Below are 15,317 nucleotides of genomic sequence, written 5' to 3' on the forward strand. Positions count from 1 at the left end.
GGATGTGAAACAGAAGATGCGATTCACGGTTTTCCGATGGTTATTGGGGATACGTGCATTTACGTTTAAACTTTCGCTTCAAGTCAAATTGATTCTGTCATTTGTGTTCGTTATCTTCATACCGGTTGTTCTATTCTCCTGGTATACGCTCAATGAAGAGGCCGCCAGTGCAATGAAAGAATTGACGGAGAACAATGAGAATGTGCTGGAAGTAGAGAAGATAAACATTGATAATAACATAGAACTAATGAGATGGACCGGTCAGCTTGCGTTATCCAATCGGGAAATGAACAATTATCTGCAAATTGAACAGTTGCAGGATACAGCATATGTTCTTCATATTAAGAAAGATGTGGTCAACAGCTTTCAATATTTTCTGTTCAACAATCCACGAATTGCGAATGTCCGGTTGTTCACTGGCAACCTTTATGTGAATGAGATTTGGCCCATTATTCTACAGGAATCACGTATTCAGGACAAGCCTTGGCATGATGAGGTGATGAAGCAGAGTGGTGTACCTTGGTGGGAGATACAGGAGAACGTCGCCCTCACTGGTGCGCCATCCGAACCATCGCAGAATGAGCCCTTCATGACGTACTTGCAGGAATACAAATATCCGGACAACGCAACACATAACGGGATTCTAGAGATATCGATGAAGTTGTCGAATTTCTTTTCTCAAACGTTCGATAGCGTGCAGGACATGAACTCTCAGCTGATCGTAGTAGCTAGGGGCGGACAGGTATTCAGCTTGAAGGAGTCACCTGTGTTCGAACAGCACAGCGCGGAGCAGTTGATAAACAGTGTGAAGCTGACGAGCAATACAGATATCGAGACGGTACAGTTCAAGGTTAATGGGCAGTCCTACTTGGCATTTCAGAGCTACATTCCGTCTATCGACGCACATTTGGTCAATATGGTTAGTCTTGCGGAGACGATGGAAGGCATTAACAATTCAAGAGTTCGTTATATTGTACTCATTTTGTTACTAGTGGCATTTCTCGTACTGCTATCTTACTCGATGCAGGCGATGATTTTGCGCAGGCTTAAGGCGTTAAGAGAATCGATGCAACAGGTAAGAAGCGGTAACTTCAACGTTGAGATGCCGCCGATTACCGGTACCGATGAGGTAGGAGAGCTGGCTTTTCATTACCGTATGCTCATTCTGAAGATTAACGAGCTCATTCAAGAGCAGGCAGCTAGACATGCTGCAGGCAAAGAAGCCGAGCTTCGGGCGCTGAAGAACCAGATAGATTCCCACTTCCTCTACAATACGCTGGAGAACGTCAAGATGCTGGCGGAGATTGAAGGGCAGTATCTTATATCGGACATAATGACCTCGCTTGGCGGTATGATGCGATATTCGATGGAATGGAAGCGGGATTACGTGATGCTAAGCGATGAGATTCAGCAGGTCCAGCATTATGTAGCCGTCATGAACATTCGTTATGATGGAAGACTTGATCTCCGATTGTTGATTGCACCGGAATGCCTCAAGCAGGAATCACTCAAAATGTCATTGCAGCCCGCAGTCGAGAATGCAATCAAGCATGGGATGAGCCGCATGCATTCCAGCGACGGAAATCTTGTCATTACGATTTCTGCCGTCCGGAGTGATCAAGCTTGTGTCATAGAGATCACTGACAGCGGCTGCGGCATACCGGAAGAGAAGCTAGGCTTATTGAATAGAATGCTACGAATGGAAGAGTCCGCTTACCAGGAGGTACGGCAATTATTCGTTCGTAAGGATAACCAGGAAAGCAATGGAATCGGTCTGCGTAATGTGGACCAACGTATAGTGATGAGCTATGGGCCGGAATATGGGATTCAGATCGAGAGTCAGGAAGGGAGCTATACACGCATAATCATGACTTTGCCGTATCGGGTCATGATGGGAGGGAGAATGGACATCTATGATTAGCTTGCTTATCGTCGACGATGAGAAGATCATTCGGAGGGGCTTGCAATCGATAATTGAGCGGCAGTTTCCTAATCTGTTCAACTACCGATTTGCAGAGAATGGACAAGAGGCGCTGGAGCTGCTTCGCCAGGAGCCTGTGGATATTATGTTCACAGATATCCGAATGCCAATTATGGATGGGATCGAACTGCTCGAGCAGTTGCAAGACCATCCGGTTAAACCCGAGGTAGTATTGCTGTCTGGGTATAATGACTTCGAATATGCGCAGAAAGGAATCCGCTTTGCGGCGAAGGATTATCTCATAAAGCCTGTGATACGGGAGGAGTTGTTTGCCGTCCTGGAGCGATTAATGCGGGACATAAGGATGAGAGAAGATCGAGCAGACAAGGCGGGCGAAGATGCCAGCCTTTTTGCTGCCGAGCTAGTTACCATGCATTTGACCCAGGAGGATGTGGATGATGCGATAACACAGAACAAACTGATGCAGGCCGGCTTAAGTTGGTTGAATGCAGGATATACGCTGGGCTTGCTTACGCGACGCGGTGGAGGATCACATGCTAGCAGTACGGATGCTGCTTCTTTCAGGAATCAAATCGCTGAGCTATTACAAGGGCATATGGATTGGATGCTCACGCGTGATGGAAAAGGCGGAACGATTATGATCGCACGCGATCCGGTTATGTTCTACCAGTTGGTGGAACGGTGGAGGTTGAGTGTATATGAGTCGCAGCTGCGAATGGCGATTAGCGATTCTGTTCAAGGGATAGAGCAGATAAGGTGGGCATACAGCCAAGCGAAGCAAACCTTGAAATACGGTATTCTGCTTCCAGAACTCGATGTGCTGGACTACACCATTATAAATGAACGCAATGAGCGGCATGTCGTTCCAGTTGAGTTGATTCAACGAATATTGAATCAACTTGGAATGGGACGACGGGATGAAATCAAACAGCTTCTCGATCAAATCCTCGATGTTCGGATTATTAGCAGCTGTGAAATCGGCTATCTGGAACGTATTAGCCAGCTACTCAATGAGGAGCTGTTCGACAAGTTGTACCGCATCTACGGGTATAAGGTACTCTGTCTATTAAGTACGTACGCCTATGCTGGTCACATCGGGAACTTCGAGCGATTTGAAGATTATTACAAAGCCATCGAGCAGCTTCTCGATAGTCTGGATCGGTTCATCCAAGATCGGAGAGAGCAAGCGCCGACGGAACAAAATACGATGCAAAAAGTTCTCACCTACTTGCAGACGCATTATGCCGAAGATTTGAACATGGCGGTCGTGTCCAACCATTTCTCACTCAATTACTCATATTTCAGCCAAGCTTTCCAAGAATATAGCGGTGGGAGTTTCTCGAACTATCTTCGCCGGTTAAGGTTGGACAAGGCGAAGGAACTGCTGGTGCACTCCGATTTGAAGGTGTACGAAATCAGTGATCAGGTTGGATTCGAAAATGTGAAGCATTTTACGAGAATATTCAAGGATACTGAAGGCATCACAGCGCTGGAATTCCGAAGCCAGCGAAGACGGTTTGAAACCCAAGTATGAGCAAAGATTGCACTGAACTTACTGCTGCCAACTTGAATGCAGGTGTGTACGTGATGGCCGACTCGGACTCATACATACCTAGATGAAAACAAAATGACCCACAAGGGGGTCATTTTTGTCAAAGTGTCCTTCTTATGGGGCACAATTCACACCTTTGATTTCAGAGACTGTTCATTCATTTAGTATTAAGGAAGTGAATCAAAGCGGTATTGAATTCTTCAGGGTGGGTCGCGTTCAAACCATGTGGTCCACCTTCAATTACGACGAGTTGACTGCCTGCAACAGCTTTGTGGGACAGTTGACCACTTACCTCAAGCGGCACGATCACATCAGAATCGCCATGGATAACAAGCAATGGGATATTGAATTTCGCCAAATCCCCACGGAAATCCGTCCGGCCGAAGGCATCAACGCAATCCAGCGTCCCTTTTGGCGAAGCATAAGTAGCAATATCAAGGTTGTATGCACGGAAGGACTCGCTCACCAAGTCGGTTCTATCCCCAGCTTTAAAGAAGTTGTGAGTGAAGCCATCAAGGAAGGCGACACGGTCTTTTTTCAAACCCTCTTGGAAGCCCTGAATGGTGGCTTCATCCAGACCGCCTTCCGGATGCTCGGCAGATTTATAAAAGAACGGCGGAACCGCAGCAGCCAACACGGCTTTTTTGACACGGCTTGTTCCGTATGTGCCAACATAACGGGCAACCTCTCCGCCACCCATCGAAAATCCGACCAGTGTCACGTCGTTAAGGTCTAGATGTATAATTAGCTTATGAAGATCCATCGCAAACGTATCATAGTCGTAACCGTTCCACGGTTGGGAGGATTGTCCGAATCCGCGGCGGTCATAGGTAATCACGCGGTAACCTGCTTCGATGAGCGCTGGAACTTGACTCTCCCAGGAGCGCCCGCTCAGTGGCCAGCCATGGATTAAAATCACAGGTTTGCCTGAGCCAAGATCCTCAAAGTGCAATTCAATGGGGTGTCCGTTTTCAGTTCCGACTTTTAATTTAGCCATACTTTTCACTTCCTATAGAATTGGTTTTAGTAATTAATCTGTTTTTGGGATGAATAGGTTTATCCCCCGTGGCCGCCAAACATCGTTTGGGCGTAAACAACACCCGCACCATATGCTCCGCTATGTTCCATAACGATCGACATAACTGCCTCATATGTTTCTTCGCGTGCCCAATCGCGTTGGTACTCAAGCAGAACAGCCTGCCAGGTAACGGGAATTGCTCCTGCTTGTATCATGCGTTGAATGGACATGTTATGCGCTTCCGTAGTCGTCCCACCAGAAGCATCCGTTACAATGTATACTTCATATTCTTCTTTGATGGCTGCAATTACAGGGAAAGCAAGACAAACTTCCGTCCAAAGTGCTGCCATGATTAGCTTTTTACGGCCTGTTTTCTTCACAGCTTCTACGAAATTTTCGTCTTCCCAAGAATTCATTGTTGTACGGTCAATCGGTTTATGATCTGGAAATACCTCTTGAATAAGCGGATGAATCGGGCCTGAGAATGTTTCCGCAGCTACGGTCGTAAGAATGATGGGTGCATTGAAAACTTTGGCTGTCTTGGCCAATCCAACCGTATTATTAATGATGGTTTGGCGGTCAGCACTTTGAACACCAAAGAGCATCTGAGGCTGGTGATCTACAAGAATAATTGCAGAGTTATCAGCCGTAAGTAAATCTCTCTTCCCGTTAAACATACTAATATCCCTACCTTTTCCAAATATGATTACAACAGGAATTCCTGCTGCATGTACTCAGTCTATTGAAATGCAACTGTGCAAACAATCTTCAGTTTTCTATATATTTCATAGGAGAAAACTATAAATATCAAAAGACCTATAAAGTATTTGCATAAGGATGTATCAGGCGATCGAGTGCACAACGACCAGATCGGTGCTTCGTCTTACGTAATGGATTACTCTGGAAGATGTTACGGATAACTCAACAAATAAACACAGCAAAGGTTGTCATCCGTGAATCGACAACCCATGCTGTGTTAACATGAAGAATTGTTATTCATATCTTAACGGTTGTTGAAAGCTTTAAGCATCCATACATTTTTCTCAACCGTGCTGTGGATCGCAAGTAGCATGTCGGCTGTTGTTTCATCATTCGCCCTCCCAGCCATCTTCATCCCTACTTTCAGTTCCTCGATAACAATGTTGAAATCTTCAATCAAAGCATCAATCATCTGCTCGGCACTCTCATTGCCGCTGGCCTCCTTAATGCTGGAGATCTCCAGATAGCGCTTCATGGTTGCTTCTGGTTTGCCTCCTAGAACGAGCACACGCTCGGCAAGATCATCGATGTAGAGTGCCGCTGCTTCATAGAATTCTTGGAATTTTGTGTGCAGTGTGAAGAACTGAGAGCCTTTCACATACCAGTGAAAGTTGTGCAGCTTTACATACAGCACGCTCCAGTTTGAAACTTGTTTGTTCAACATATCCTGAATTTCTTGAATCGTTTTAGTTTCCGCCGCAGTTTTCATGTGGGAACACTCCGTTATATAAGGTTTACGACATCATTTCGTCGCATGTATTTATAGTATTAAAAACCAAATACTTCAATCAATTCTGTTTTCTATATAGAAGATATAGATAAATCCTATGGTTTGAAAGTCTATCGAAACATAGGCTCTCCTTATCGTTTATATAGATATATCCATATTGATGGATACTTTATGACGCTAATATAATCAGGGCTACAGGGTGGAAGAACCTTTTAGTCCAGAGTCTTCCGAGAGAGGAGGCACATTTATGTGGTCTATATTATTAGCGCTAGGTACCGGGATTGTGATTGGAGTTGTTTTTCAATCCCTGCGTATACCGTCGCCGGCCCCTCCAATGTTAGGGTTGATAGGGCTCATTGGCATGTTCCTAGGACAACGGCTTATCCCGTGGATTAAACTGCTGCTGAATCATTAATCATCTTTATAACTCAACTTAGGAGGGGATAAAGGGATGTCGATTGAGACTAACATGATAGAGGCTGACCTATTGATTTTCAACGCAAACATTTTGACGATGGACGAATCTAACCCCACGGCAACGGCAGTAGCGATTAAGGGAGACCGTTTTTTAGCCGTAGGCAGTGATTCCGACATTATGCAGTATAAAGGACCTGTAACTGAAGTCGTGGATGGAAATAAACGCCTTCTGATTCCGGGATTAAATGATTCCCATATTCATCTCATACGCGGTGGATTGAACTATAACCTCGAACTTCGTTGGGATGGAGTGCCATCGATTGCCGACGCCTTGCGTATGTTAAAAAAACAAGTGGACCGCACGCCTGCACCGCATTGGGTTCGGGTTGTAGGCGGATGGACAGAGTTTCAATTTAAGGAGCGCCGGATGCCGACATTGGATGAAATCAATCTGATTGCTCCGGAGACTCCGGTATTCATTCTTAACTTATACCGGCAAGCCTTTTTGAACAAAGCAGCCTTGCGGGTAGTTGGGTATACGAAGGATTCTCCTAATCCGCCGGGCGGAGAAATTCAGCGGGATAGCAAAGGCAATCCGACTGGAATGCTAATTGCACGACCGAATGCAACGATATTGTATGCCACTCTAGCAAAGGGACCAAAGCTTTCCTATGAAGATCAGCTGAATTCCACACGGCTGTTTATGCGGGAATTAAATCGCTTTGGAATTACGAGTGTAATTGATGCGGGCGGCGGTTTCCAGAACTACCCTGATGATTATCAAGTTTATGAGGAACTGGATAAACGTGGGGAGATTACCGTCCGTACGGCATACAATCTTTTTACCCAACATCCAAATCATGAACTGGAAGACTTTCAATCATGGACAGCCACTTCGCAGCCTTATACAGGCAGCCCTTATTATCGTCACAACGGCGCGGGTGAAATGCTGGTTTACAGTGCGGCTGATTTCGAAGACTTCGTTGAGCCCCGTCCGGAATTGCCTGCTGTGTTGGAGAATGATTTATTCGGGGTAACCAGACATCTGGTGCAACAACGATGGCCTTTCCGGCTCCACGCAACGTATGGTGAGTCGATCTCACGCTTCCTCGACGTGTTTGAACGTGTGAATAAAGAAGTTCCATTTAAAGATTTACGCTGGATTTTAGACCATGCTGAAACGATTCGTGAGAAGGATTTGGAACGTGTCGTCGCTTTAGGTGGTTCGATTGCCGTTCAAAACCGGATGGCTTTTCAAGGAGAATATTTCGTTGATAGGTATGGAGCGGAAGCAGCGGAAAGCTCTCCTCCCATTACAAAGATGCTTACGGCAGGATTGAGAGTAGGTGTAGGTACAGACGCTACAAGGGTAGCCAGTTATAACCCGTGGGTTGCCCTCTACTGGCTGGTTACCGGAAAAACGCTTGGTGGGCTTAGCTTGTACCCTGCTTCTAATCGGTTGGACCGCCATCAAGCGCTTCGTATGTATACATCCGGAAATGCTTGGTTCTCGAGGGAGGAGGACGTAAAGGGAAAAATTAAAACAGGCCAATATGCGGACCTGTCGATTTTGTCTGATAATTTCCTCCAGGTTCCAGAAGAAGAAATCAAGAGAATCGAATCGGTATTTACGGTCGTAGGCGGAAAGATTGTTTATGGATCACTTGAATTTCAAAGACTATCACCCGCGGCACCTAAAGCCAGTCCGGACTGGGCACCACACAATTACTTTGGTGGGTACTATAAGGACTCAAATCATGGAGGCGGTGGTGGCGCAGCGTTACATATGCCCCATAGCCATCATAGCCATCATAAATGCAATCATCATCACGGCAACGGTTTTTGCGACTTGGATTGCTTCGTGTTCTGATGAAACTTCAGATGGGTTGCACAAAAGTAAAAAAGATTCGAATTAGAAAGGAAATGAGCGAATGTCCAATATAACGATTAAAGTGATGGACAACGGTCCGTTGCGTGTAACGGGTAATGTGGAATTGGTGGATGCAGAAGGGAACCGCTTTGAGACAAAAGAATCTTTCATTCTTTGCCGCTGCGGATTATCAAATCAAAAGCCATTCTGTGACTTGACACACAAAGGTAAATTTGAAAGCACTACTCGGGCTAAATGAATCTAAAAGGGATCGAGGCGGGGTCATTATTGACCCCGTATACTTGCAAGAAGGCTTTACTGAAGTCAGGCGGTCACTAACAGCTTCTTGACTTCATCTTAATGATTAACAGGGGGCATTTTAATGGGTGTACGCTTTTTGAAAATGGCAGTCATATATATTCTGGTTGGTATTAGTATCGGTATTTACATGGGTACAACACTGAATTTTGCATTAACGAGCGTGCATGCTCATGCGAATCTTTTTGGGTGGGCAACAATGGCTCTTTGCGGGTTTACCTATTTACTTTTTCCAAAAGCATCAAACTCTCGTCTGGCTAAATGGCACTTCTGGTTACATGGCCTCGGCTTACCCCTAATGCTTATCACGCTAACCTTAATGGTCCACGGCTATGCACCGAATTGGATTATCATGTTAAAGCGTATTGGTGAAGCTGTGGCTGGAACCGGTATCTTGATATTTGCTATCAATGTCTTTTCTAACGTAAAGGCGTCTGATTTTCAAAATAAGCGTAATGATAATGTTTCCATGGAAAAGGCAGGGGGGGAACATTTTGGGTAACGAACAATTTATTAGATCGTCAAATATCGCATTCATTACCGGAATCCTTTTCTGGTGTACATTAGCTGTAGTATCGTGTGTGTATTTAACTATTCCATTAATAGCAGTGTTTGAAGATGTATTCAAAGTGTCGTCTTCGCAAGCTGCTTGGAGTAGCAGTGCCTTCTCGCTTGCTTTTGCAGGTGGTGGTTTACTGTTTGGGGTTTTATCAGATCGATTTGGACGAAAAAAAATGATGTTATCGGGGTTAGTATTGCTTACGGTAATAACACCACTAATAGGTAATGTCGACAGTTTTTCTTGGCTTGTTGCTCTTCGGGCCTTGCAAGGTTTAGCGGCATCGATGTTTCCTCCGTCTGTTTTGGCTTATGCGATGGAAATGTTTCCGTTTGAAAGAAGAGCAACCATTATCGGGTTCATTAGTACGGCTTTTCTAATGGCCACCATCGTTGGACAAATATATAGCAGCTTTGTTGTTTTGAAGTTAGGAGATTGGTCCTATGTATTCTACCTGCTTTCCACAATATATGGAATATCTTCTATCTTGCTTACCTTTTTCATACCAAATGACAAAATACAGCAAACAAAGGGCAGCTTCGTTACTTCTTTTTTGCGAGTAGGCGATATTTTCAAACGAAAAGGATTGCCTCTGTGCTACATCGTTTCCGCTTCACTCTTTATTTCGCTTGTCGGATTTTTCGCGACTCTTGGAAGTTATTTAAGCAGCCCGATCTTCGGCTTAAGTCATCAAGATATTCTATGGGTTCGTGCGATTGGTATTTTGGGTATGGCAGTTTCTCCGTTTGCCGGAAGACTGGTTACAAAAATTGGTGTCAAGAACGTATTATGGTGTGGATTAATCTTAGCTGGAAGTGGCTTAGGATTGTTAGGTTTGAGTCTTAACATCATTTATTTAATATCGATGAGTGTTGTATTTGTACTGGGAATAGCGATTGCTCTTCCATCATTAATCTCACTAATCGGTCACATGGCTGGGGAAATCCGAGCGATTGCGGTTTCGTTTCACATGTTTATGGTGTTCATAGGCGCTTCTCTTGGGTCGATCCTTTCCATTTACCTGATAGATGTCGGGGGCTATTTATTCACTTTTGAAATCTTGGCGGGATTATTGTTCTTAAGTATGATCGTGCCCTTTTTTATTCGTTTGGAAGAACGACATGGACTTGGGAAAAACGAATAAACGAAATCATGATACATAACCAAATGCATATGAACATCATGATTTATATTCATTTTAGTAATTCATAAGTATAGTGTATTATGGGCATATGAAATCGTGATATAGATAACGTTCTGCTTTATTTTATTTCATGGGAGAGTGAAAGATATTGAGTGATGATTCTAAGCGATATGTAGGGAAAGATATCGAAGTTATATTTCATCCAGGAAGATGCGTTCATTCAGCAAAATGTGTTAGTGGATTACCCGAAGTATTCAATATTAAAAAGAAACCATGGGTTCATGTTGATGGAGAAACGGCTGATAAAATAGCATCTCAAATTAATAATTGTCCAAGTGGTGCGTTGGAATATGTATGGAAATCAAACCTTTTGAATGGGGGGAAACAAATGTTCGAAATTAAAGAAGGTACGAACGGTTTTTATGTTGGAGAAGAGGATAATAAAGAAGCTGAAATTCATTATGTTCAAAATGGAAAGCATATTATTATAGTAGATCACACAATCGTTTCCGATAGTCTAAAAGGTCAAGGTGTAGGACAGGCGCTAGTAAAGAGATTAGTCGAATTTGCTCGGACGAAAGGGATTAAGATTATGCCATTATGTCCCTTTGCCAAAAGTCAATTTGACCGCCATGAAGATTATGCGGATGTATTGCTGTAATAAAATAGAGGTTCTAGGAACGATGTAAAAAAGTCGCGCAGCACTGTGCTGTTTCGCGGCTTTTTTACGAAGATCATTCGAATCTAGCAAAGAATTGCGGAAATAATTGCAGTGCTGTTTCAATAAATAATTTTACAGATATCCCACTATCCTCAAACGACAAAACGGCCATATGAATATTACGATACACTGGGGGATCAAGTTTGCGTATAAGGACGTTTTCAGGTAAATGTGCCAGGGTTAATTCGGGCATGATTGCGATACCAAGTCCCTCATGAACCAAATTAATTCCTGTCATATAGTTATGGATTTCGTATCTCACTTTTGGATTCTCTCGGAATTTTTCAAACCAATCTATAACTGGAGTTTCAAATCCTGATTTACAAAAAATCAAAGGCTGATCCAAGAGATCTGTTGCTTGAATCATATTCTTTGTAGTTAAAGGATGTTCCTTGTTTAGCACGGCATACATTTCTTCTTGGTGTATTGGAAAGGTGTTGAATTCCTTATCTGGTGGATGTGCAATGATAAATCCGATATCAATACGTTGGGTATCGATCCACCCTTTCACTTCGGTTACAGTTCCTTCTAAAATGGTAAATTCGATATTAGGATATTTTTTATTTATGTGGCTGATAATTTTAGGGACGAAATAGGAGGAGGCCTCAGGAAATGCGCCTATTTTGACTAGCCCTTTTTCAAGTCCCAATTCAAGGGCAATTTCCTGATCAACCTTTTCGTAATCGGATAAAATGGCTCTAAAAATACGCATGATGCGTTCGCCTATAGGTGTAAGCATGACTCCATGACGACGATTTCGAATCAAAAGAGTCACCCCAAGTTCTGTCTCAAGACCGTTGACTGCTTTACTTACAGCTGGCTGAGTCATATTCAATTCTTTTCCAGCTTGTGTGAAACTCTTTGTATCAGCAATTTTAACCATTAATTGCAATAATGATTTATTCATAAATCGATTGTTCCTCCCAATAAGCATTCCTATTCCAATTAGCGGCTTAGGCGAGCTGATTCCTTCAAATGCGATCATCACCAAATGCGATCATAAAAATCGTCCACTTTTTCGCCAGTCACTAGCAAGGTATAGAAAGTCGCTACAAATGATATCGGTGCTTAATTCAATATCGAGATTTTGGGGAGCCGCAATTTTATCTGGGCTTTACCCAATCTTAATATATACGGAGGAAGGTTGAAAGACATGAGAAAAGTGGATGTGAAAGAAAAAGCCAGAGTTCGAGAGTTGCGTGTCTTGAATCAGTGGAAACAAGAGAATACTTTTAGCAAATCAATTGATAATCGGGCGGGCAAACCAAACTTTGTGTTTTATGAAGGGCCTCCTACAGCCAATGGACTGCCTCATATTGGTCATGTTCTCGGTCGCGTGATTAAAGATTTCATCGGCCGCTATAAAACAATGTCAGGATTCAGAGTCATCCGAAAAGCCGGATGGGACACGCATGGCCTTCCAGTAGAGCTTGGCGTGGAAAAGCAGCTTGGCATTTCGGGAAAACAAGCGATTGAAAATTACGGAGTCGCCAAGTTTGTGGAAGAGTGCAAAAACAGTGTGTTCGAATATGAAAAGCAGTGGCGAGAACTTACAGAAGGCATAGCCTATTGGACTGACATGGAGGACCCCTACGTCACTCTGACTAACGATTATATCGAATCCGTCTGGCACATCTTGTCTGTCATCCATAAAAAAGGTCTATTGTATAAAGGACACCGCGTGAGCCCATATTGTCCTGACTGCCAAACGACGCTAAGCTCTCATGAAGTAGCGCAAGGCTATGACAACGTCAAAGATTTGAGTGCAACGGTGAAATTCAGAAGCAAGACTGGGAAGGATATCTTTCTTGCTTGGACAACAACGCCATGGACTCTCCCGTCTAATGTGGCTTTAGCGATCAACAAAGATATCGAATACGCGCGGGTTAAACAGAACGATGAGGTATACATAGTTGCTAAAAATCTTGTAGAGAAAGTAATGAAAGAAAACTATGAAGTATTGTCTACGCACAAAGGATCAGAATTCATAGGGACAGCTTATGAGCCGCCGTTTGGTTTTTTTCATGTAAATAAAGGTCATATCGTCGTAGATGCTGACTATGTCAGCGATACAAGTGGTACTGGTATCGTTCATACGGCACCCGCGCACGGGGAAGACGATTATCGCACATGCATTCAGCACGGATTGGATTTCGTTAACGCAGTTAATCTGGCTGGACGATACTCGGATCAAATCAGCGACTACGCCGGACGCTTCGTCAAAGATTGTGACGTCGATATTGTAAAAGACCTGTCGTTCCGTAATCTTCTGTTCTCTAAAGAACGTTATGAGCACAGCTATCCTTTTTGCTGGCGCTGTAAATCTCCCCTTCTTTACTATGCTATTGAAAGCTGGTTCATCAAAACGACCGCGATAAAAGAACAGCTTATTGAAAACAACAAGAAAATTGATTGGTACCCTTCCCATTTACGAGAAGGACGTTTCGGTAAATTCCTGGAAGATCTCGTCGATTGGAATATCAGCCGGAATCGGTACTGGGGAACTCCTTTGAACATCTGGCTTTGCCAGGATTGCGGAACTGAGTATGCTCCAGACAGCCTGAAAAACCTGCGTGAGAAGTCAGTCGAGGTCGTGAATGAAGACCTGGAGTTGCATAAACCTTTCGTAGATGATGTCAAATTGCGTTGCTCATGCGGCGGAACCATGAAAAGAACGCCAGAAGTCATCGATGTTTGGTTTGATAGTGGATCGATGCCATTTGCCCAATACCACCATCCCTTTGGTGATGAGAAACTGTTCCAGGAGCAGTATCCTGCCGACATAATTTCAGAGGGTATTGACCAAACAAGAGGCTGGTTCTTTAGCTTGCTGGCGGTATCCACACTGTATAACGGAAAATTGCCATACAAAGCGGTCATTTCAACTGGGCACGTTCTTGATGAAAACGGACAAAAGATGTCTAAAAGTAAAGGGAATGGTATCGATCCTTGGGAAGTCATAGAGGAATTTGGGACTGATGCGTTCCGGTGGTCCCTGCTATCTGACAGTGCGCCGTGGAGCAACAAGCATTTTTCTAAAAGAATGGTTGCCGAAGCGAAGTCTAAAGTGATCGATACGATTCATAACACGCATGCTTTCTATTCGCTATATGCAACGATCGATCAATACAAGCCTGAGGACTACCCTCAGAAGGCGTTTGAGAACGAATTAGATCGCTGGCTGCTTTCGAGGCTGAATTCCACCCTGCAAAACGTAGTAATAGGGCTTGAATCATACGACTTTCTAAATCCGGCAAAGCACATAGAAGCGTTTATCGACGAATTTAGTAATTGGTACATTCGCCGCTCCCGTAACCGTTTTTGGAGCAGTGGGATTACTGAGGACAAGGTTTCCGCCTACCAAACACTACACAAGGTGTTATTGACGGTGGCCCGCATGATTGCACCGTATGCACCACTCATTGCAGATGACATCTATAGAAATCTTGGCGGCGAAGAAAGCGTGCACCTAACAGATTATCCACAGGTGAATACGGCAGTTATCGACGAAACTCTCGAAAGCGAAATGGAAACCGCCCGTCAAATCGTAGAGCTAGCTCGGAACATTAGAAACGAAAGCGGAATCAAGACACGCCAGCCTCTGTCCGAACTTATCGTCTTCATAGACCGCCCGTTCAACATGAGTAGGTTCGTGAACATCATCAAAGATGAGATAAACGTAAAACAAATCCGAGTAGAGCAAAGTGACAGCAGCTTCATTACCTACCACTTTAAACTTAATTTAAAAGTTGCCGGTAAAAAATACGGGAAACTCGTTGGAACGATTCAAGATCGTTTGAAGCAACTATCCATCACCGAAGCCAAACAAGTTATAGACAGGGGGTTCTTGGATGTCATTCTTTCAGACGAAGCCGTCCGAATTACGCTTGATGAACTGCTCGTAGAAAAGCATGGTAAGCAGGGCTTCGCTACTGCTTCGGGTTATCAAATCAATGTTGCTTTGGAAACGACGATAACAGAGGAACTAGAACAGGAAGGGATGGTTCGTGAAGTCATCCGCGTGATTCAAGATTACCGTAAGAAAATGGACTTCCCTATTGAAAAACGAGTGATACTTACTCTTGATGTCGATGACCAGATGAAAGTAGCGTTGGAACGTTTTGATCATGTGTTGCAGGAAAACGTAATATTGTCGGAGGTCAAATTTGGTAAAAAAATAGGCATGGAGACGGTTTCGATTGGGGACAAAAACTTCGGGTTACTGATTGAATAACAAACGTTAAAAGGAAGACTATGTAGCGATATTAATTCGACATGTCCGAATTT

General features: G+C 43.8%; 13 protein-coding genes. 9 read left to right on the plus strand and 4 right to left on the minus strand.

Features of this window, described 5'->3' with window-relative positions; translation table 11 throughout:
• Positions 1 to 16 precede the first annotated feature (16 nt).
• Positions 17 to 1,921 (plus strand): sensor histidine kinase, encoded by a 1,905-nt coding sequence (locus ADS79_RS10585; protein WP_049739049.1) that lies wholly within the window; start codon positions 17 to 19, stop codon positions 1,919 to 1,921.
• Entirely contained in the window at positions 1,914 to 3,476 is a 1,563-nt protein-coding gene (locus ADS79_RS10590; protein ID WP_049738385.1) for a response regulator, read from the plus strand. Before ADS79_RS10585 ends, ADS79_RS10590 begins: the two co-directional genes overlap by 8 nt.
• Before the next feature lie 175 nt (positions 3,477 to 3,651).
• Here the strand turns inward: ADS79_RS10590 and ADS79_RS10595 are convergent, their stop codons facing one another.
• From ADS79_RS10595 to ADS79_RS10605, 3 genes are all read right to left on the minus strand, one after another.
• Positions 3,652 to 4,491 (minus strand): alpha/beta fold hydrolase, encoded by an 840-nt coding sequence (locus ADS79_RS10595; protein WP_049738386.1) that lies wholly within the window; start codon positions 4,489 to 4,491, stop codon positions 3,652 to 3,654.
• A gap of 59 nt (positions 4,492 to 4,550) precedes the next feature.
• Positions 4,551 to 5,189: a hydrolase gene (locus ADS79_RS10600; RefSeq protein WP_049738387.1), complete on the minus strand. Its 639-nt coding sequence runs from the start codon at positions 5,187 to 5,189 to the stop codon at positions 4,551 to 4,553.
• Between the two features lie 326 nt (positions 5,190 to 5,515).
• Entirely contained in the window at positions 5,516 to 5,980 is a 465-nt protein-coding gene (locus ADS79_RS10605) for a Dps family protein (protein ID WP_049738388.1), read from the minus strand.
• Between the two features lie 268 nt (positions 5,981 to 6,248).
• Between ADS79_RS10605 and ADS79_RS34275 the strand changes: the two genes are divergently transcribed.
• The 6 genes from ADS79_RS34275 to ADS79_RS10630 all read left to right on the plus strand — a co-directional run bounded on the left by ADS79_RS34275 (position 6,249) and on the right by ADS79_RS10630 (position 10,970).
• On the plus strand, positions 6,249 to 6,416 hold the full coding sequence (locus tag ADS79_RS34275; protein ID WP_083497024.1) for a XapX domain-containing protein: 168 nt from the start codon (positions 6,249 to 6,251) through the stop codon (positions 6,414 to 6,416).
• A gap of 36 nt (positions 6,417 to 6,452) precedes the next feature.
• Positions 6,453 to 8,288: an amidohydrolase gene (locus ADS79_RS10610; protein ID WP_049738389.1), complete on the plus strand. Its 1,836-nt coding sequence runs from the start codon at positions 6,453 to 6,455 to the stop codon at positions 8,286 to 8,288.
• 61 nt (positions 8,289 to 8,349) lie between these two features.
• Positions 8,350 to 8,547 (plus strand): CDGSH iron-sulfur domain-containing protein, encoded by a 198-nt coding sequence (locus tag ADS79_RS10615; RefSeq protein WP_049738390.1) that lies wholly within the window; start codon positions 8,350 to 8,352, stop codon positions 8,545 to 8,547.
• Positions 8,548 to 8,670: 123 nt separating this feature from the next.
• Positions 8,671 to 9,108 carry a hypothetical protein gene (locus ADS79_RS10620; protein ID WP_049738391.1) on the plus strand — a complete coding sequence of 146 codons (438 nt, stop codon included), beginning with the start codon at positions 8,671 to 8,673 and terminating at the stop codon, positions 9,106 to 9,108.
• Entirely contained in the window at positions 9,101 to 10,309 is a 1,209-nt protein-coding gene (locus ADS79_RS10625; RefSeq protein ID WP_049738392.1) for an MFS transporter, read from the plus strand. The genes ADS79_RS10620 and ADS79_RS10625 overlap by 8 nt, the downstream gene beginning before the upstream one ends.
• A gap of 148 nt (positions 10,310 to 10,457) precedes the next feature.
• A complete protein-coding gene (locus tag ADS79_RS10630) occupies positions 10,458 to 10,970 on the plus strand; it encodes a GNAT family N-acetyltransferase (RefSeq protein ID WP_049738393.1) in 513 nt (170 codons plus the stop codon).
• A 73-nt stretch (positions 10,971 to 11,043) separates the two neighbouring features.
• On the opposite strand, the gene ADS79_RS10635 is transcribed toward ADS79_RS10630, so the two are convergent.
• A complete protein-coding gene (locus tag ADS79_RS10635; RefSeq protein ID WP_049738394.1) occupies positions 11,044 to 11,937 on the minus strand; it encodes a LysR family transcriptional regulator in 894 nt (297 codons plus the stop codon).
• 246 nt (positions 11,938 to 12,183) lie between these two features.
• Between ADS79_RS10635 and ileS the strand changes: the two genes are divergently transcribed.
• Positions 12,184 to 15,264: an isoleucine--tRNA ligase gene (ileS, locus tag ADS79_RS10640; protein WP_049738395.1), complete on the plus strand. Its 3,081-nt coding sequence runs from the start codon at positions 12,184 to 12,186 to the stop codon at positions 15,262 to 15,264.
• The last annotated feature ends 53 nt before the right edge of the window (positions 15,265 to 15,317 follow it).

Origin of the sequence: Brevibacillus reuszeri (genome assembly GCF_001187725.1) — a bacterium.
Taxonomy (GTDB): Bacteria; Bacillota; Bacilli; order Brevibacillales; family Brevibacillaceae; genus Brevibacillus; species Brevibacillus reuszeri.

What these genes read in the sequence shown, in the direction of transcription:
- ADS79_RS10585 (WP_049739049.1), top strand. Translation starts at nt 17, where the DNA reads ATGCGATTCACGGTTTTCCGATGGTTATTGGGGATACGTGCATTTACG.
- ADS79_RS10590 (WP_049738385.1), top strand. Translation starts at nt 1,914, where the DNA reads ATGATTAGCTTGCTTATCGTCGACGATGAGAAGATCATTCGGAGGGGC.
- ADS79_RS10595 (WP_049738386.1), bottom strand. Translation starts at nt 4,491, where the DNA reads ATGGCTAAATTAAAAGTCGGAACTGAAAACGGACACCCCATTGAATTG.
- ADS79_RS10600 (WP_049738387.1), bottom strand. Translation starts at nt 5,189, where the DNA reads ATGTTTAACGGGAAGAGAGATTTACTTACGGCTGATAACTCTGCAATT.
- ADS79_RS10605 (WP_049738388.1), bottom strand. Translation starts at nt 5,980, where the DNA reads ATGAAAACTGCGGCGGAAACTAAAACGATTCAAGAAATTCAGGATATG.
- ADS79_RS34275 (WP_083497024.1), top strand. Translation starts at nt 6,249, where the DNA reads ATGTGGTCTATATTATTAGCGCTAGGTACCGGGATTGTGATTGGAGTT.
- ADS79_RS10610 (WP_049738389.1), top strand. Translation starts at nt 6,453, where the DNA reads ATGTCGATTGAGACTAACATGATAGAGGCTGACCTATTGATTTTCAAC.
- ADS79_RS10615 (WP_049738390.1), top strand. Translation starts at nt 8,350, where the DNA reads ATGTCCAATATAACGATTAAAGTGATGGACAACGGTCCGTTGCGTGTA.
- ADS79_RS10620 (WP_049738391.1), top strand. Translation starts at nt 8,671, where the DNA reads ATGGGTGTACGCTTTTTGAAAATGGCAGTCATATATATTCTGGTTGGT.
- ADS79_RS10635 (WP_049738394.1), bottom strand. Translation starts at nt 11,937, where the DNA reads ATGAATAAATCATTATTGCAATTAATGGTTAAAATTGCTGATACAAAG.
- ileS (WP_049738395.1), top strand. Translation starts at nt 12,184, where the DNA reads ATGAGAAAAGTGGATGTGAAAGAAAAAGCCAGAGTTCGAGAGTTGCGT.